Below are 17802 nucleotides of genomic sequence, written 5' to 3'. Positions count from 1 at the left end.
AAAGGCGCCGCCCAACCCGGCGCCTTTGCTCGTACCCGCTAGAACAGCCCCTCGATCGCGCCTGCGCTGTCGAGTCGGATGCGCTCCGAAGAGGGAACGCGCGGGAGGCCCGGCATGGTCATGATCTCGCCGGTGATGGCGACGATAAAGCCGGCACCGGCGGAGAGCCGGACCTCACGCACATGCACGGCATGGCCTTCCGGCGCCCCGCGCAGCGTCGGATCGGTGGAGAAGGAATACTGCGTCTTGGCGATGCAGACCGGCAGATGGCCGTAACCCTGTCGCTCCCAGTCGGCGAGCTGTTCGCGCACCGCCTTGTCCGCCGTCACCTCGCCTGCCCTGTAGATCTCGGTCGCGATCCGCTCGATCTTGGAAAAGAGCGGCATGGCATCGGGGTAAAGCGGACGGAAACTCGACGGGGTGTCCGCGATGCGCACAACGGCCTCGGCAAGCTCGGTAATGCCATCAGAGCCATCCGCCCAGTGCCGACACAGAACCGCCTCGGCACCGAAGCCCTTCGCGACCACCTTGACCGCGGCGACTTCGGCATCGGTGTCGCTGGTGAAATGATTGATCGCAACCACGGCCGGCACGCCGAACTTGGCGAGGTTTTCCAGATGCCGGGCGAGATTGACCGAACCCCGTTCGACGGCCGCGATATCTTCGCGTCCCAGATCCTCCTTGGCCACACCGCCATTCATCTTCAGCGCCCGCACGGTCGCGACGATGACGACGGCGGAGGGTGCGAGGCCCGCCTTGCGGCATTTGATGTCGAAGAATTTTTCCGCGCCCAAATCAGCCCCGAAGCCGGCTTCGGTCACGACATAGTCGCCGAGCTTCAACGCCGTCTTTGTCGCCACGACCGAATTGCAGCCATGGGCGATATTGGCGAAGGGCCCGCCATGCACCAGCGCCGGATTGTTTTCGAGCGTCTGCACGAGATTGGGCTGCATGGCTTCCTTGAGCAGCACGGCCATGGCGCCATCGGCTTTCAGATCGCGGGCGAAGACGGGGGTCTTGTCGCGACGGTAGCCGATGATGATCGCGCCGAGCCGCCTCTCCAGATCTTCGAGGTCGGTGGCGAGGCACAGGATCGCCATGACTTCCGAGGCAACCGTGATGTCGAAACCCGCCTCGCGCGGAAACCCGTTCGAAGCCCCGCCGAGCGAGGTCACGACCTGGCGCAGCGCCCGGTCGTTCATGTCCATGACTCGCCGCCAGGTGATCCGGCGCGTATCGATCTCCAGTTCGTTGCCCCAGTAGATGTGGTTGTCGATCAGCGCCGAAAGCAGGTTGTGCGCGGAGGTGATGGCGTGGAAGTCACCGGTGAAATGGAGATTGATGTCCTCCATCGGCACGACCTGGGCATAGCCGCCGCCGGCCGCCCCGCCTTTCACCCCGAAACAGGGACCGAGCGAGGGTTCGCGAATGCAGATGACGGCTTTTTTGCCGATCCGGTTCAGCCCGTCGCCGAGCCCGACAGTCGTGGTCGTCTTGCCCTCGCCCGCCGGAGTCGGATTGATCGCGGTGACGAGGATCAGCTTGCCATTCGGCCGGTCGGAAAGCCCCTTGATGAAGGACGCAGAAATCTTCGCCTTGTCATGGCCGTAGGGGATGAGGCTTTCGGAGGGAATGCCGAGTTTGCAACCGATCTGCTGGATCGGCTTTTTGCTGGCTGCGCGTGCGATATCGATGTCGGAAGCTACGGTCATGGTTCCCCCTGCCTTCTGTTGGCCGGAGGATCGGACGGCGCGGCCCAACTGGCAAGCAGGGTAGAGGACTTTTTTCACAGCGAAATAGATGCGCCCAAAACCGACATACAGATGGCATCGCCCTCTTGCCTGGCATGAACAGGACGTAAGGCCCCGGACGTCTGCCCCTCGTCTAAAGGTGGCGTTCCGGGAGAGGCCTGCCTCCCGGAACCTTGATCGGCAAATCGCGTGTCAGATGCTCTGCCCGCCCGAGACCTCGATCCGCTGCGCATTGACCCAGCGATTGTTCTCCGTCAGCAGGCTGGCGATCATCGGGCCGATATCGTCAGGCAGGCCGACCCGGCCGAGCGCGGTGACGTCGGCGAAGTAGGAATTGAATTCCGGCGTGTCTCGAACGGCGCCACCGAAGAAGTCGGTTTCGATCGCGCCGGGTGCCACGGCATTGACCGCGATCCCGCGCGCGCCCAATTCCTTGGCCAAATAGACCGTCAACACTTCGACCGCACCCTTGACCGCCGCATAGGCCGACCAACCGGGTGCGGAGACGCGGGTCAGACCCGACGACAGATTGACGATGCGCCCACCCTCCGCGATCAGCGGCAACAGCGCCTGGGTGAGAAAGAAGACGCCCTTGAAATGCACGTTCACGAGCGCATCGAACTGCTCTTCAGTGGTCTCGGCAAAGGCGGCGACATCCCCGTGACCGGCATTGTTGACCAGATGATCGAAGTTGACGCGCTGCCATGTGTTTCGAAGCGCTCGGCTCACCTCGGCTGAAAAGGCGGCAAAGCTTGCGACATCCCCGGCGTCGAGCGGGAGGGCGACGGCCTTTCGGCCGAGCGCTTCGATCTCGCCGACCAGCGCCTGCGCGGCATCGGCGCGACTTTGATAAGTGATGATGACATCGCTTCCCTTGCGGGCGATGTTGAGTGCGGTATTGCGGCCGAGACCACGGCTGCCGCCGGTGACGAGTGCGATCTTTGTCATGGGAAAACTCCTGTTGTCTGCGGCAGGAGTCATAGCCCCGCGGCACGATAATCGTCGTTGCCGAAACCGGGGCAATGCTTGCCTATTCCTCCAGAACGGTTTCCCTGGCACCATAGGTCGGCTATCGTGCCAGCATGACCGATACACTCCTTCGAAGCGCTCTCCTGGACGTCGCGCTCAGCCACGCCGCGAGAGATGCCCAGTCTTCCATTCAGACCGACACCGGCATTCCGGGACTGTCCATCGTCTGCGCGACCGCACCTGGCGATCTCGACTGCGCCGTCTCGCGGCCGCTTGCTTGCCTGGTTCTGCAGGGCGGCAAGCAGGTGACAATGGGAACGCGCACCTTCGTCTTCGGCGCCGGCGATACGCTGTTGATCACCGCCGATGTGCCGACGGTTAGCCAGATCATCGGGGCGAGTGAAGCGGAACCCTATGTCTCGGTGGTGCTTGAACTTGACCCGGCCGTGATTGCCGAACTCTCTGTGCAGATGCGCCAGACACCGGTCTCAGCACCGCCCGTGCGCGTCGATCCAACCGAAACCGACGTCGCGGATGCCGCGCTGCGCCTGATGCAGCTCCTTGACCGGCCGGCCTCGCTACCGGTCCTCCAGGCGCAACGCGTAAGGGAGTTTCACTACTGGCTTCTGGCCGGCAAGCACGGCCCTGAAATCCGCCGCCTCGGCTGGCCGGACAGTCATAGCCAGAGAGTGGCGCGCACAGTCGCGGTCCTGCGGGCAGATTATGCGAGACCCTTGCGCGTGGAGCAGCTGGCCGCCGCCGCCGGCATGAGCCCCTCGTCCTTCCACCAGCATTTCCGTGCGGTGACCTCGCTATCGCCACTCCAGTTTCAAAAGCAGATGCGCCTGATCGAAGCCCGGCGACTGATGATATCGGAAGGATTGACGGCCAGTAGCGCTGCCTTCGCTGTCGGCTACGAGAGCGCCTCGCAGTTCAACCGCGAATACGGCCGACTGTTTGGCCAGCCACCGGCCCGCGACGCGGACGCGGTCAGGCAGCGGTCCGAAGCCCTGGCATGAAACAAGAAAAGGCCGCCGGCGCATAGCGCCGACGGCTCAATGGCATGAAGAGATCCGCGCGCTGCGCCAAAACCACGGCGAAAGAGGCGAGGCGCTCGTCTGAGGGGCCGGCTCAGCCCTCGCCGATCGCAATCAGGCTGGCATTTCCACCGGCAGCGGCCGTGTTGACCGAGATCACCTGCTCGACCGCAAAGCGGCTGAGATAGGCGGGCCCGCCCGCCTTGAAGCCGGTGCCCGACATGCCGGAACCGCCAAAAGGCTGGGTGCCGACAACAGCGCCGATCATGTTGCGGTTCACATAGATATTGCCGGTATCAAGCGCTTCGGTGACCTTGCGGATCGTCGCTTCGATGCGGCTGTGCACGCCGAGTGTCAGCCCATAACCGGTGGCATCGATCGAGGCGATTACCTGGTCGAGCGCCTTCGCCTTCCAGCGAACGACATGGAGCACAGGCCCGAAGATTTCCTTGGTCAGTGCCTCGGGGCGGTCGAGCTCGACGATATGCGGGGCGAAGAAATTGCCGGTTGCGGGCACCTTTCCGGCATAACGCACCTTCTGGCTCCGCTTCATCTCGGCGATATGCGCCTCCAGCATCGCCTTCTGCTTTTCGTCGATGACGGGGCCGATATCGGTGGTGATCTCCAGCGGATTGCCGAGGTTCAACTCGCGCGCAGCCCCCTCGATCATCTCCAGCATGCCATCGGCAATGTCTTCCTGCAGATAGAGGATGCGCAGTGCCGAGCAGCGCTGGCCGGCCGAGCGGAAGGCCGAGAGCACGACGTCGTCGGCCACCTGTTCGGCAAGCGCCGTCGCATCGACGATCATGGCGTTGAGGCCACCGGTTTCGGCGATCAGCGGCACGATCGGACCGTCCTTTGCGGCAAGCGTCCGGTTGATCGCCTGTGCTGTCGCCGTCGAGCCGGTAAAGGCAATGCCGGCAAGCTTCGGATGGGCAGTGATCGCGGCACCGACGTCACCGGCACCGGGCAAGAGCATCAGCACGTCCTCGGGCACGCCTGCCTTGTGGAAGAGCTTCACCGCCTCAAACGCGATCAGCGGCGTCTGGGGTGCCGGCTTGGCGATGACGGCATTGCCGGCAACGAGGGCTGCCGAGACCTGGCCCAGGAAGATGGCGAGCGGAAAATTCCACGGCGAAATGCAGGCAAAGACGCCGCGGCCGCGCCAGGAGAGACGGTTGAGCTCGCCGGTCGGGCCGGGCATGACTTCGGCCTCGCCGAACTGCCGGCGCGCCTCGGATGCGTAGTAGCGGCAGAAATCGACCGCCTCGCGGATTTCGGCGACACCGTCATCCAGAGTCTTGCCGGCTTCGAGCGCGAGCAACGACAGCAAGCGGTCCCGATCGGCTTCCATGAGATCGGCCAGCTTGTCGAGCGTTGCGGCTCGCTCCTCGACGGACAGCCGCGACCAGCGGGCAAAGCCCTTTCGGCCGGCCACAAAGGCGCGGTCGACATCGGCGGGCGTGGCATTGCGCACGGTGCCGACCTTGCGACTGCGATCGGCGGGCGAGAAAACAGTTTCATCGCTCGTAGCCCCGGTCGCACCGGGCACCAGCGAATGGGCGGCGATCTCGGCGAGCGGCTGGCCGATGCGGGCCATCAGCCGTTCGAGGTTGTCACGATGGCCGAATTCGAAACCGGCGCTGTTCCGGCGATCGCCGTAAAGACCAAGCGGCATCGGGATCTGGCTGTGGCGCGCAGTCTGGCCATTGCTCAAGCCCAGCTTCTCGGTCGGGCGTTCCAGCAGTGCGGTCACCGGGATATTCTTGTCGCCTGCAACAGCGACAAAGGAGGAGTTCGCGCCGTTTTCCAGGAGGCGACGGACGAGATAGGCGAGCAGGTCGCGGTAACCGCCAACGGGCGCATAGATGCGGCAGGCGATCCGGTCATTGCCTGACAGCAGCGTGTCGTAAAGCGCTTCGCCCATGCCGTGCAGGCGCTGGAATTCGAAGCCCGAGCGATCCGTGCCGGCAAGCTCGATGATGGTCGAGACGGTGAGCGCATTGTGGGTGGCGAACTGCGGGAAGATCCGCGCGCGCTTCTCCATCAGCTTGGCGGCACAATGCAGATAGGCGAGATCGGTCGCCGGCTTGCGCGTCCAGACCGGGTAATCGTCGAGGCCACGTTCCTGGGCGCGCTTCACTTCCGTATCCCAATAGGCGCCCTTGACGAGGCGCACCATCATACGGCGGCCATATTGCTGGCAAAGTCCGTCGATGAAATCGATGACCTGCGGCGACCGCTTCTGATAGGCCTGGATGGCGAGACCGAAACCGTCCCAGCCGGCGAGCGACGGATCGGCAAACACGGCGGCGATCACGTCGAGCGAGAGTTCGAGACGGTCTGCCTCCTCGGCATCGACGGTGAAGTTCAGCTGATGGGCCTTGGCCATCTGGGCAAGCTTCAGCAGGTCAGGCACGAGTTCGCGCATCACCCGGTCATGATGGGTGGCGAGATAACGCGGATGCAGCGCAGACAGCTTGACCGAGATCCCCATGCGGTTCGGCAACTGCTGGCTCTTCCCATGCTTGGCCATATGCGCACCGATCGCCTCGATCGCGCTCGCATAGGACTGGAAGTAGCGCTTGGCGTCTTCTGCCGTGCGGGCGCCCTCGCCCAGCATGTCGAAGGAGTGGCGATAGCCGCGCTCCTCGCTTTTGGCTGCGCGCGACAGGGCGTCCTTGATGGTTTCGCCGAGCACGAAGTGATGGCCGAGGAAACGCATCGCCTGCTTGGTGGCGGAGCGCACGGTGGGCAGGCCGAGGCGCTTGACGAGGCCGCGCATGACGCCTTCAGGCGTTTCGCCCGGACGGATGACGCGGGCCGACATGCCGAGCGCCCAGGCGGATGCCGAGACGAACCAGCTGTCGCCATGCGCCTCGTGTTCGCTCCAGCCGCCTTCTTTCAGCTTGTCCTCGATCAGACGGTCTTGGGTCAGTGCATCAGGCACCCGCAGCAGCGCTTCGGCCAGCACCATCAGAGCCAAACCTTCGCGCGTCGACAACCCATATTCGCGTAGGAAATCTTCCACACCGCCGACCGAGCCGGAATTGTTTCTGATGGCATCGATATAGGTCGTGGCCCGCCGATCAATCGCACCGTTCTGGCTGTCGGAAAGCGACATGCGCGACGCGAAATGGCGGATGAGCTGGTCGTCGTCGCCGGCATAAGGGGCTTCGAAACGCGGAAAATCGGTCGTGGCTGGCTTGATCATTGTCACCTCCGTGGTATGCGCAACATATCTTCTGATATCCCGAATTTCCCGCTATTCTTCAGAGCATTTTCTGGCATATTCACTAGCAATCTGGAGATCTGTAGAGAATGAGCAAGGAAATCGACCGCCTCGACCGCAAGATCCTTCGCGCGCTCCAGGCGGAGGGTCGGCTGACCAATATCGAACTCGCCGAGCGGGTGAACCTGTCCCCGACGGCGACCGCCGAGAGGGTACGCCGACTGACGCGCGAGGGCTACATCACCGGCTACATGGCGATGCTCTCACCCCAGAAGCTCGGTCGCAACCTGCTCGTTTTCATCGAGGTGAAACTGGACCGGACCACGGCCGACGTCTTCGACACCTTCGCGGCGGCGGTGAAGCGCTCGGACGACGTCATGGAATGCCACATGGTGGCGGGCGGTTTCGACTACCTGGTGAAGGCCCGCGTGGCCGGTATGGAGGCCTATCGGCAATTCCTGTCGGAGGTGATTCTGCCCCTGCCCGGCGTACGCGAAACACACACTTACGCCGTCATGGAAGAGGTCAAGGCAGTGTCCGCCCTCCCCGTGTGAAGATCGGGATAACGGGCCATTGCCATTTTGAGTGGCACCGGTGAGAAATTAGTCATATTAATGGTGACAACACCCGAAAAACTGCTAGCTTTTCGCCCGGTCTGATATATTGAACATAAACTTCCGCTTGGTTGTCAACTTTCGAAATTGATAAAATGTTGTCAGAACGACAGACGCTCTTGAGCAAGGATATCGGGAGCAGTCAGAGCCGCAGCGAGCTGATGGAAGGCTGGCGAAACGCAGCGCGCGAATACGGCCTCGACCATGTCACGCTGTCGGCGGCACCGACGGCGCAAGACCGCCACATCGGCCCACTTGTGCGCGAAACCACGCTGCCCTTGGAGTTCTGTCGCGAGTTCGACCGTCTCGAATTCCTGCGCCATTGCCCGACCGTACCGCATATCAGCCGCTCGATCATGCACAATATCTGGTCGCTCGGCCCCGATGGCAGGACACCCGATTTCGACTGCCCGACAGAGTTCAGCGACCTGATGTGCCGCTTCAACCTGTTGATGGGCATCCTCTTCTCGGTGACATCCGTCGACGGGCATCGCTACGTGGTGCGCTACGATGGCAACCGGGCGCCGCTCGGCCAAACCGAGATCAACGAACTCTCCATGCTGAGCATCCAGGCCTTCGACGTCTTCGACCGTCTGCGCCGCACGGCAAGCAACACCAACGTGCTCTCGGCCCGCGAGCTCGAAGTCGTACGCTGGACAGCGCAGGGCAAGACCTCGCTCGAGATCGGCCAGATCCTGTCCCTCTCCGACCACACGGTCAACGCCTATATGACCAATGCCATCCGCAAGCTCGACTGCGTCAACCGCACCCAGCTGGTCGCCAAGGCGATCCGGATGAAGATCATCAGCTAAAGGCTGGCTGGCGGTGGAGTGCCGTCAGTAAAGCGTCTTCTGATAGGCAGTCTCTAGGTTTTCATCCATCTTTCGCATCTCCGCCGGATCAGCAGGCGCGCCGGTGGTGTCGTCGAGGATCATCTGCATCAGCGATGGCATCTCCTGTCGATCTTGCCGGTGCTCTGGATCCCAGAGATGCGAGCGCCGGAACGCCTTGGCGCAATGCAGGAAGACCTCCTCCACGGCAACCACGATCGCAAGCTTCGGCCGTCGCTCGTTCACGGCCATGCCGTCGAGAAGATCGGGCTGCGTCGTCAATGTCGCGCTGCCGTTGATCCGCAGCGTCTCGTCATAGCCCGGGATGAGAAAGAGCAGACCGACCGAGGGATTGGCGACGACATTGGCGAGCGTGTCGAGCCGGTTGTTGCCCGGGCGGTCCGGAATGGCGAGCGTCCGGTCGTCGAGGACGGTCACGAAACCGGGCGCATCACCGCGCGGACTGACATCCGCCCTGCCCCCGGGGCCCTGCGTGCCGATGCACAAGAAGGGCGAGCGCCGGATGAAGGCAAGGGCATTCGCGCTGAGCGTCTGGCGCTCCTTTTGCAGCGCGAGCGCATGGGTGGCATCGTAGAGATGGCGCAGAGAAACCTCGTCGGCGACAATGAATTCTGGCTGAAGTTCAAATCCGGACATGCTGCCGCGCCTCCCACGCATCGCTTCGCACCGCAGGTGGAAGTCCTGAAAGGTGAATGAGGTACGTACCTCATGTTTTACCTACAACAGAACGGTCTGCCGGACAAGGCGAAACGGTGAGGACTTGGGCGACAACGGCACCGCCGCGCCCTGCCGACCAGAGCGGCAGCAAGGGCGCGGGACAGTGGTTGGCGGCAGTGATCAGCGATCGAGAATCGACTGGATCTCGACCATGTTGGAGCGCACCCGCAGGATATAGAATCCCATGGTGGCGAGATGGGTCGGCATGATCCAGCCGTCTTCGCGACCATTCGAGATGATCGCCGGCTGGATCCTGAGCGCCGCCTGCAACTGCCGATCCATCTCGGCCCAGATGGCGGTCAGGTTGCGTTCGCGGATGACGCCGCTGAAATCGGCGCGTGTCGCCTGGAGCAGGGCGTATTGCGCATAGAGCTGGCCGTAGGAGAACCAGAAGCGGTCATCGGCGCGCGTGTCGAACCAGCCGGCATTGAACTCTTCCGAGCGACGGCGCAAAATGTCGGAGGTGTTGCCGAGATCGCTCGCCATGCCGTCCAGGAGCTGCAACAGGTTGTCCGAGCGCGTATCGAAGACGGCTTCGCAGGTGGCGAGCGAGGTATTGAAGCGGTTCCAGCTTTCGACCGCCGCCCGGTAATAGCTCGGTGTCGGCGTCTTGAAGCCGAACGGGTCGGTGCCGAAATACCAGGTGCTCTCATCGAACTGAATGTTGCCGCGGGCATTCTGCAGGTCGTTGTTGATGCCGGACGTGCCGCGCACGCGGCCGAGATTGTCAGCCAGCTGGATCGCGGTGCGGCGCACAACCTGGTTCACGCCGCGCTGGAACGAGGCCTTGTTGTCCATAAAGGGCGTATTGTCCCAGTCGAGGCCGAACATGCCCAGTTTGTAGAGCAGCGTCGAAGACACCCAGCTGTTCTGGTTGACGTTCTGGTCGGTGAGTGCGGCACTGATCATGACGACCGCCGAATCCTGGCAGCGATTGGCCTCACCGGGCAGTGGCGAGCCTGCCGGAACCGTCCGCTCCTCGAACTTGTAGGTCTGCACGAAAGCGGGATCGAAGCCATGCCAGATCTGGGTGCGATAGATGAACTGGCCATAGACGATCACCAGCAGGACGAGGACGCCAAGGATCGGTCCCTTGATGATCCAGCTGCGGTCGCGATACCAGCCGTGAGCCGCGAGGAAGGGCCAGAGGAACCATGCGACCACCATGCCGATGCCGCGACCGATCGCGGCAAAGACGCGCTGGAAGAACGCGATGATCGGGTCAAGCATGGTCATCTCCTAGGCCGTAGAGGCGTTTGCGAAAGGCGGGCTTGTCTTTCAGATAAGTCTGGGACAGGCGGGATACAACATAATCGCGATAGGGTTCCGGATAGCGCTCATAGGCGCGGTAGAAGCCCTGCTTGTCGAAGACGAAGCGGGAGACGAAATCTTCCCCCGTCAGATGCGCGATCAGCCGGTTGGTGAGCCATTGATCGGGATGGCCGGGTTCGGCGCGCACGAGCCAGAGCCTGAGCTTAGGATCGATATCGGCCATGCGCAGATTTCCGGTGCGCGCCAGGGTTCGCTGGGCTTCCTGCAGCAAGGGATAGACCCCGCGCTCGTTGATGGCCTTGGCGTTGCGATGCAGGAAGGTCTGCATCCAGACAGCGTCGATGCGGGTCAGATCCGGCACCGGATCGAGGGAGGCCGCCACCGAAAGCAACGCCATTTCCAGACGATGGGCAAACAGCCCCGAGCTTTCCACCCAGCTCGCACGCGGCAGCTCGAGCCGGCCGGTGCGGGCGAGGAAGTCACCGATCTGGGCTGCATCATGGATCGAGATATAGCTCACCTGCCACGGCCTCGACCGGCGGAAGCCCGGAGCCTCTGGATCACAGACGACGGTGGTGATCTTCTCATCGACGAAGACAAACACGCCGCCGAAATGATCGGCCCAGAAGGCGTCGTGCCGGAAAACGAGTTTATCCGGCACAAGCGTGTTCTGGCGGATGTCGCCGGTCTCTTTCGCCAGCGATACCATGCGCTCAAGCATGGCGTCGTCGCGCCAGGCATCGGCGCTCGTGATCAGCGCGTCGCAGAGCTGCCGAAGCTGCCCCGCCTTGCCGAGCAGATCTTCCGCCGACAAGACCTTGAATGTCACCTCGTTGATCGACAGCAGGTCGTCGAGCGTCTTCACCTCCGAGACGCTATCCTCGATCTCGCCGTAAAGCGTGTCCCGGAGCGTGATCGCGTGGATGGCACGGGCATTGGCGGAGAAGAATTCGTGCATCAGGCCGGCGGTGTTGGAAAAGCTCGTATGCACGACCGGCAGGCTGTCCTGCTCCGGCGTCAGGATGATGAAGCGTCGGTTGACCTTGAGGGGATCGAGATAGTCAGGATCGCCGAGCTCGGCCGCCACCTGCGGCGAAAAGCCGGTGATGTCGATGTCAAATTCGGTGAGCTTGGTTGCCGGCAGGCCGAAGGCGATGAGCGCCTTGTTGTAGCGCGCGACGAGATGCGGCTCGCGGATGGGAAGCAGGCGGCCATAGATGAGTTCGGCTTCAAGGAGGCGGTTCATAGCGTTACCAATTCCCCTCCCCCTTCATCCGCTCGATCTCGCCAATCGCCCGCTCGCGCTGCCGCTCGCGCCGGATGATCTCCGACACCGCCGCGTCATCGGACTTGTCGGCATAGCGGAATTCTGAGTCGGCGTAGCGGTTGACCTCCTGCAGGATCATCTCCATCGTCACCGGACCGCGCAGCTCGGCGATCATGGCGCGCTTGTCGTCATAGGACTTGTGTACGAATGCCTCCGGCTTTTCGAACCAGGCATCGGGAAGTTCAACATCCATCGCCCGCATCTTGATCGCGTCCGTGATGTTCTTGATCGCGCGGCCGGTGAAGCGCGGTTCGGCGAGCTTGATCGCGTGCAAATAGGCGCCGACGTCCGCCAGCGTCTCGATCCTGCCCTCGGTCTTCTCGTAGCGTTCCCAGACAGCGACGAGCCCGTCCTCCTTCGGTCGGTCATGCTCGCCATAGGAGCGGCTGACCGCCTTCTGGATCTCCTGTCCGGCAAAAAGCTGGTGCTCTCCGAGCGGGATCTGGTGGTTCTTGCCGACGAGCAGCGAGAAGATGTCGATATAGTCCTCCCGCGTCTGCGGTCCATCGACCAGCCAGCGGGCGCCAGCGCGCTGACGCAGCGCATCGTCGACATTTTCAGGATAGTTGGAGAACATGCCGAAGGTGGCATTGCCGCGCACGACGGTCGAGGCACCGGCGAAACTCTCCATCAGAACGGCGGTCACCTCGTGCTGGCCGGCCGATGCCCGGTCATCGGAGCGCTTCGCCGTCACCTGGTCGACATCGTCGATCGTGCCGAAGCCTATGACGCGCGGGTTGAGCACGTTGTTGACGAAGCTTTTGCAATTCTGGCCCGACTTGCCCTGATAGGACGAGATCTGATCGACGCCGAAATTCTCGTAGTGGAAGGCATAGCCCGCCATCTGGCAGTAGTCGTTCAAGAGGCCCGCCAGCATCTGGATCAGGATCGTCTTGCCGGTGCCCGGCATGCCGTCGCCGATAAAGGTGAAGAGAAAGCCGCCGAGATCGACAAAGGGGTTCATCTGGCGGTCGAAATCATAGGCCATCAGCATCTTGGCAAGCTTCAGCGCCTGATATTTGGCGATGTGGTTGCCGATGATCTCTTCGGGTTTCTTGAAGCTCATCGAGAGTGGCTTCGACTTGACGCCCGGCACGGCGTCGAAACCGTCGAGGGTGAAATCGTCCTGATCGACGCGGATATGCGCGTTTTCGAAGACGCCGAGATGCTCGAAGCGGGCCTTGCGGGTGAGAAGTCCGTCGAGCGCGAGATCCGCGAGACCACGGACCCGTCCGATCAGCGTCGCATCGTCGCCTGCGCCCTGCACGGCCATATCGATCCCGGCGACCATGCTTTTCAGCGCATCCTGCGCCGTGTCGAACAGGAAGTCCGGCGCGCGGATGCCGTCGAGCTGCTCGCCCTCGCCAGCCACCGTGGACTTCAGGTAAGCGGCAAAAGCAAAGGCCGCGACATAGGCCTGGGATGCGAGCAGCGCCTTGAAGCGCGCGGCCTCCTCACCCTGCAGGGGTGCCGCAATATTGCGGGCCTGCAAAGGCTCCAGCTCGCTTTGCCGGGCAAAGACGTCCGATATTGCGAGCGCCACCTGCACGCCGCGCCTGACGCGGTAGAGCACCGTATGCTGGGCCGGCGTCAGCAGCGGATCGGCGGTGCCGGTCGCCTGGATACTCTTGGCAAGTTCGATCTCTCGGGTGCGGCGCACCGACCCGGTCGAGACCGTCGAGACGAAACGCCGTCCGGTGCCGGCGATCGGCGCGCCGGAGGAGCCCTCGCCCTGATCGAGTACCACGATGCGCGTCACCAGCCCCTGGGCGACCGCCAGATGTTTGGCGATGTCTTCTTCCCGCAGCGTGGTCAGCCCTGCCGTCAGTTCACTCATCTTTAGACCTCACTCACGACCTGGTTGCCGGAAATCACATGCACCTTGAAATTGCCGAAGATCGGCTTGATCTCGCCGGCCGCATAGAGCGCCTGATAGGCGTCATGCGGCACCAGCGCGTGTTTCTCGTAAGTCGAGACGCCCATGCGGGCCGCTTCGAGATCATGCGTCTCGATATGGAATTCCTGGGAGGCCGGCGTAGACGAGAAGAAGCCCTTCACCGCCGGCTGCTCGCGCTTGGAAAACACTTCCTGCACCGTCCAGGTCATCACCCAGGCATTCTCAGGTCTGCGCACCCGGTCGAGGATCTCGGTCACCCGGCCGGAATTTTGCGTAAGGCCCGTTGAATAGAGCGGCCCGAGCACGACGCGCCGCACCGACTTCGGATGCAGGGTCGGGAAATCACGGTCCATATTGGTGGCGATGGTCGCCGGTGTCAGCGAGAAGGCGGAGTTCTTCGCGCAGAAATCGTCGAATGTGCGAGCCAGTTCCGGATTGAGCAGCCCGCCGACGGGAAGCGGGATCTCCACGGCATCGTTCAGCTTGCCGTCTTCCGAGACCAGGATCTTTGCGACGTTCTCGGAGGAGTCCTCGATCGTCGCGAGATAGATCATCGGCAGGGTGCTCACCCCGTCGAACGCCGCCCAGGTGACCAGATAGGACGGTCGGCGCGACTGCGGGTTGACGCTGACGGCGACCGTGGTCGGCAGCACGAAGGGCGAGAAGATCTCGCCCACGCTGACCTGTTCCAGATAGAGCCGCTCGGCGATCTGCTGCTGGAGCGCTGTGGGAAACTCCTTCTGCCGCAGGATGAAATCGACCATCTCCTCACGCAGCTTGCCGAGATCGGGAATGGTGGAAAGCCGTCCGGCTGCGCCCGCCCGGTCGTTTTCCAGTTCCAGTACGTTCTGGAAGATCGGAAAGCCGCTCTCGGCCTGGGCAATTCTGAACTGGCCGGTGAAGCCGATGCGGTTCTGCCAGGAGGTGAAGGAGTTTCTCAAGCGGTCGAGATAGGGCAACAGATAGAGCGTCGGCGGTCCCTTGTCGCCGAAACGGCGATCGGTCTGGCCGAAGAACTGTTCGAGCCCTGACAGCGCCGAGGCCATGGTGGTGAAATAGTGCAGGACGGCAGTGTTGCGATCGACGACGTTCATGCCCCTCCCCCCATAGACAGGACCGCGCACCGCAAAAGCGGCACGCGGCCGGATGGCCGCGTCCACATCATGGGCATGATCACGGCTTCACGTAATTGGCCGCATTGTGCTTGTCGAGAACGGACTGGAAACGCCGGGCAAAGGCCTCGTCGGCGAGCTTCTTGCGGCGCTGGATGTCCTGCGTAGAGAGCATGTTCTTCTCGTGCAGTTCCAAGAGATCACCGATATGCCGCTGGGCGGCCGCACCGATGCCGGCCATGGTCTCTTCAGCGGCCGTGTCGACCTGAGAGCCAAGCGTGTTGATCCGGTGCGCGACATCCTGCTGGGCGGCGGTCTTCAACGAATCTTCCAGCGCCTTGTAGAGAACGATGCGCTGTTCGGTGTCGATGGTCAGCTTGTTGATCAGCGTGTTCTGCGCGGCGATCTGGTTGTTCAAACTGTCGACGAAGGTCTGGAACATCGAGGTGTAGCGTTCGAGCGTCTGGCTTTCGGCCAAGAGTTCCTGTTCGCGTGCCTGGGCCTGATTGTAGTCGGTCGCGAGCTTCGAGCGTTCGGCTTCGAGATCAGTGCGTTCCGACGTATCGGTGGAGGCGGCGATCTTGTTCTCTATGTCGAGCAGGGCCGGATTGAGCGTTTCGATGCGCTTCTGGGTCTCTTCGAGATTGGCGATCGTCTGCTTGCGCCGCTCGATCACCTGCACGAGGCTCGCCTCGGAGGTCTTGTAGCGCTCTTCGAGAACCGTCTTCTGTTCTTTCAGGATGCCGACGATGCTGTCGGACTTGGAGAGCAGTTCCTGGAGGTTTCCGGCAAGCGACATGTTGCGGACGCGCTCGGTGCGCATGCGCTGCGCCCTCTGCTTGGAAAAGACGCCGATGAACTTTTCCATGCCGGAAAAGCTCTTCATGCTCTCGAACTCGGCGCCGAAGACGTTGGTCGCGTCTTCCAGCCCGATGATGAGGTCGGCGATGTTCGCCTCCATCACCTTCTGCTGGCTGAGCACATCCGAGATCCGGGCGTTTTCGATGTCGAAGTCCTGGCCGACGAGCTTGCTGTCGCTCTTGGCGAGCGTATCCAGCACGGTTCCGGATTGCTCGATCTTGCCGCGCATCTCCGACACGATCTTGCGCGTCTTCTCGATTTCGCTGTCGAAGGATTGCAAAGTCGCCATGTTGTCTCCCTGTCCCTCATGCCGGCGGCGCGCCGGACTCGTCTCCTACCACCTTAACGCGTTTCCCTCTGCGGGAAAGTATCGCAGCGCACAGGAACTGTTGCCTTTACCCGATATGGATGGCCGCAGCAGTCACACAAGAGGCGCTAGCAGAGAAATGCGACAGCCGCGAAACGGCCGCCGCATCAGGGAGTTGTGCCGGGGTCACTGGCCGCCGGCGGCCGGGTCCTTGAGGTAGGCGATGATGTTGACGAGATCCGCGTCCTTCTTCACCCCGGCATAGGCCATCTTGGTGCCCTTCACGACAGCTTTCGGCGCCTTGAGATATTCAGACAATGTCGCCTCGTCCCAGACCTTGCCCTGGCCGAATTCGGTCATGGCCGGCGAATATTTGTAGTCGGCGATCGAGGCGATCGGGCGACCGACAATGCCCTGCAGATGCGGGCCGACCTTGTTCTTGGCATCGGCCGCGACATGACAAGCCTGGCAGGCCTTGAATGCCTTGGCACCTGCGACCGGATCACCATCGGCCAATGCCGGAAACGGTGCTGCGGCAATCGCGAGCAGCACAAGAATGAAAGAGGTCTTCATCGAAACTCCTGTGTCCCTAGTTCGGCGGCAGATGCGCCGCATTCCCCCCGATCACCTGTTCGCATGTCGGGCAAGTCGACGCTTTGACGCGCATCAAGACCTTGAATTTTTTTTCGAATGCCGCTCTTCCCTGCCCCGTAAGGCGCCTCAGGTCGCAAACAGGGCCGCTCTCGCGACGCAAACGCGCGGGCATCCTTGCAATTCTCCGGTATTGAATGTTGACTTGGGAACATCAAAAAAAACCGGGAGCCTGCCAATGACGTATCTTTCCTCTTATCGCCGGACACTCGTGGCCGCCGTGTCGCTCATCGCCGTTTCGGCGGTACCGCTCGCGGCTCAAGAAGCCGAGAGCTGCTCCACCGTCCGCTTCTCGGATGTCGGCTGGACCGACATCACAGCGACCACCGCTACGGCCTCCGTCATCCTCAAGGCTCTTGGCTACGAGCCGACGACCACGGTCCTTTCCGTACCGGTCACCTATTCGTCGCTGAAGAACAAGGACATCGACGTCTTCCTCGGCAACTGGATGCCGACCATGGAAGGCGACATCGCCCCCTATCGCGAAGACAAGTCGGTCGAGATCTTCGGACCAAACCTCGAAGGCGCGAAGTATACGCTCGCCACCAATGCCAAGGGCGCTGAACTCGGCATCAAGGACTTCGCCGACATCGCCAAGAACAAGGATGCGCTCGAGGGCAAGATCTACGGCATCGAGCCGGGCAATGACGGCAACCGCCTGATCCTCGACATGATTGACGGCAACAAGTTCGAGCTCGGTGACTTCGAAGTCGTCGAATCCTCCGAACAGGGCATGCTGGCCCAGGTCGCTCGCTCCGAGAAGGATGGCGTGCCGGTCGTCTTCCTCGGCTGGGAACCGCATCCGATGAATGCCAACTTCAAGCTGACCTACCTGTCGGGTGGCGACGAAGTCTTCGGTCCGGACTTCGGTGGCGCGACCATCTTCACCAACACCCGCGCCGGTTACACGACCGAATGCCCGAATGTCGGCAAGTTCGTCACCAACCTCAAGTTCTCGCTCCAGATGGAGAACGAGATCATGGGCAAGATCCTGAATGACGGCCAGGATGCCGAAGTGGCCGCGGGCGACTGGCTGAAGGCCAACCCGGCCGCCATCGAGCCCTGGCTCGCCGGCGTCACCACCAAGGATGGCGGCGACGGCCTCGGCGCGGTGAAGACGGCCCTCGGCCTCTGATCCCTGTCCATCGATCGTGGAACCGCGCGACCGGATGGGGGATCCGGCCGCGCGGCCTCCCAGGCATTG

At 62.4% G+C, this 17802-nt stretch carries 14 protein-coding genes; 4 read left to right on the top strand and 10 right to left on the bottom strand.

The annotated features are described in order from the left end of the window. Window positions 1–38 precede the first annotated feature (38 nt). Window positions 39–1712, bottom strand: coding sequence for a formate--tetrahydrofolate ligase (locus tag E9677_RS09550; protein WP_136557852.1), 1674 nt, complete (start codon window positions 1710–1712; stop codon window positions 39–41). A 231-nt stretch (window positions 1713–1943) separates the two neighbouring features. Then, window positions 1944–2699: an SDR family NAD(P)-dependent oxidoreductase gene (locus E9677_RS09545; RefSeq protein WP_136557851.1), complete on the bottom strand. Its 756-nt coding sequence runs from the start codon at window positions 2697–2699 to the stop codon at window positions 1944–1946. A 134-nt stretch (window positions 2700–2833) separates the two neighbouring features. Here E9677_RS09545 and E9677_RS09540 point away from each other — a divergent pair, with 134 nt between their 5' ends. Further along, window positions 2834–3739: an AraC family transcriptional regulator gene (locus E9677_RS09540; RefSeq protein ID WP_136557850.1), complete on the top strand. Its 906-nt coding sequence runs from the start codon at window positions 2834–2836 to the stop codon at window positions 3737–3739. Window positions 3740–3851: 112 nt separating this feature from the next. Here E9677_RS09540 and putA read toward each other — a convergent pair whose 3' ends face one another. Beyond that, entirely contained in the window at window positions 3852–6971 is a 3120-nt protein-coding gene (gene putA, locus E9677_RS09535) for a bifunctional proline dehydrogenase/L-glutamate gamma-semialdehyde dehydrogenase PutA (protein WP_136557849.1), read from the bottom strand. A gap of 107 nt (window positions 6972–7078) precedes the next feature. On the opposite strand from putA, the gene E9677_RS09530 reads away from it, so the two are divergent. Both E9677_RS09530 and E9677_RS09525 read left to right on the top strand, forming a co-directional pair. Next, entirely contained in the window at window positions 7079–7543 is a 465-nt protein-coding gene (locus tag E9677_RS09530) for an Lrp/AsnC ligand binding domain-containing protein (RefSeq protein ID WP_112240108.1), read from the top strand. A 179-nt stretch (window positions 7544–7722) separates the two neighbouring features. Next, the gene (locus E9677_RS09525) at window positions 7723–8415 is read left to right on the top strand and encodes a helix-turn-helix transcriptional regulator (protein ID WP_136557848.1); all 693 of its coding nucleotides are present in this window, start codon (window positions 7723–7725) and stop codon (window positions 8413–8415) included. 24 nt (window positions 8416–8439) lie between these two features. Here the strand turns inward: E9677_RS09525 and E9677_RS09520 are convergent, their stop codons facing one another. The 7 genes from E9677_RS09520 to E9677_RS09490 all read right to left on the bottom strand — a co-directional run bounded on the left by E9677_RS09520 (window position 8440) and on the right by E9677_RS09490 (window position 16520). Next, on the bottom strand, window positions 8440–9090 hold the full coding sequence (locus E9677_RS09520; RefSeq protein WP_136557847.1) for a pyridoxamine 5'-phosphate oxidase family protein: 651 nt from the start codon (window positions 9088–9090) through the stop codon (window positions 8440–8442). Between the two features lie 201 nt (window positions 9091–9291). Beyond that, window positions 9292–10401 carry a DUF2333 family protein gene (locus tag E9677_RS09515; RefSeq protein ID WP_136557846.1) on the bottom strand — a complete coding sequence of 370 codons (1110 nt, stop codon included), beginning with the start codon at window positions 10399–10401 and terminating at the stop codon, window positions 9292–9294. After that, complete coding sequence (locus E9677_RS09510; protein WP_136557845.1) at window positions 10394–11689, bottom strand: DUF6638 family protein; 1296 nt, start codon at window positions 11687–11689, stop codon at window positions 10394–10396. The genes E9677_RS09515 and E9677_RS09510 overlap by 8 nt, the downstream gene beginning before the upstream one ends. A 4-nt stretch (window positions 11690–11693) precedes the next feature. Then, a complete protein-coding gene (locus tag E9677_RS09505; protein WP_136557844.1) occupies window positions 11694–13607 on the bottom strand; it encodes an AAA family ATPase in 1914 nt (637 codons plus the stop codon). A gap of 2 nt (window positions 13608–13609) precedes the next feature. Next, entirely contained in the window at window positions 13610–14761 is a 1152-nt protein-coding gene (locus E9677_RS09500; RefSeq protein ID WP_136557843.1) for a hypothetical protein, read from the bottom strand. A gap of 79 nt (window positions 14762–14840) precedes the next feature. Further along, window positions 14841–15929: a hypothetical protein gene (locus E9677_RS09495; RefSeq protein WP_136557842.1), complete on the bottom strand. Its 1089-nt coding sequence runs from the start codon at window positions 15927–15929 to the stop codon at window positions 14841–14843. 204 nt (window positions 15930–16133) lie between these two features. Then, window positions 16134–16520 (bottom strand): c-type cytochrome, encoded by a 387-nt coding sequence (locus tag E9677_RS09490; RefSeq protein WP_136557841.1) that lies wholly within the window; start codon window positions 16518–16520, stop codon window positions 16134–16136. Window positions 16521–16776: 256 nt separating this feature from the next. Between E9677_RS09490 and E9677_RS09485 the strand changes: the two genes are divergently transcribed. Beyond that, window positions 16777–17733, top strand: coding sequence for a choline ABC transporter substrate-binding protein (locus E9677_RS09485; RefSeq protein WP_136557840.1), 957 nt, complete (start codon window positions 16777–16779; stop codon window positions 17731–17733). The last annotated feature ends 69 nt before the right edge of the window (window positions 17734–17802 follow it).

Source organism: Peteryoungia rhizophila (assembly GCF_004912145.1).
GTDB lineage: Bacteria > Pseudomonadota > Alphaproteobacteria > Rhizobiales > Rhizobiaceae > Allorhizobium > Allorhizobium rhizophilum.
This window is presented reverse-complemented; position numbering and strand designations above follow the sequence as displayed.

Coding starts and splice junctions, on each gene's coding strand:
- E9677_RS09510 (WP_136557845.1), bottom strand. CDS start 11,689: ATGAACCGCCTCCTTGAAGCCGAACTCATCTATGGCCGCCTGCTTCCC.
- E9677_RS09545 (WP_136557851.1), bottom strand. CDS start 2,699: ATGACAAAGATCGCACTCGTCACCGGCGGCAGCCGTGGTCTCGGCCGC.
- E9677_RS09485 (WP_136557840.1), top strand. CDS start 16,777: ATGACGTATCTTTCCTCTTATCGCCGGACACTCGTGGCCGCCGTGTCG.
- E9677_RS09540 (WP_136557850.1), top strand. CDS start 2,834: ATGACCGATACACTCCTTCGAAGCGCTCTCCTGGACGTCGCGCTCAGC.
- E9677_RS09490 (WP_136557841.1), bottom strand. CDS start 16,520: ATGAAGACCTCTTTCATTCTTGTGCTGCTCGCGATTGCCGCAGCACCG.
- E9677_RS09530 (WP_112240108.1), top strand. CDS start 7,079: ATGAGCAAGGAAATCGACCGCCTCGACCGCAAGATCCTTCGCGCGCTC.
- E9677_RS09515 (WP_136557846.1), bottom strand. CDS start 10,401: ATGCTTGACCCGATCATCGCGTTCTTCCAGCGCGTCTTTGCCGCGATC.
- putA (WP_136557849.1), bottom strand. CDS start 6,971: ATGATCAAGCCAGCCACGACCGATTTTCCGCGTTTCGAAGCCCCTTAT.
- E9677_RS09520 (WP_136557847.1), bottom strand. CDS start 9,090: ATGTCCGGATTTGAACTTCAGCCAGAATTCATTGTCGCCGACGAGGTT.
- E9677_RS09500 (WP_136557843.1), bottom strand. CDS start 14,761: ATGAACGTCGTCGATCGCAACACTGCCGTCCTGCACTATTTCACCACC.
- E9677_RS09495 (WP_136557842.1), bottom strand. CDS start 15,929: ATGGCGACTTTGCAATCCTTCGACAGCGAAATCGAGAAGACGCGCAAG.
- E9677_RS09505 (WP_136557844.1), bottom strand. CDS start 13,607: ATGAGTGAACTGACGGCAGGGCTGACCACGCTGCGGGAAGAAGACATC.
- E9677_RS09550 (WP_136557852.1), bottom strand. CDS start 1,712: ATGACCGTAGCTTCCGACATCGATATCGCACGCGCAGCCAGCAAAAAG.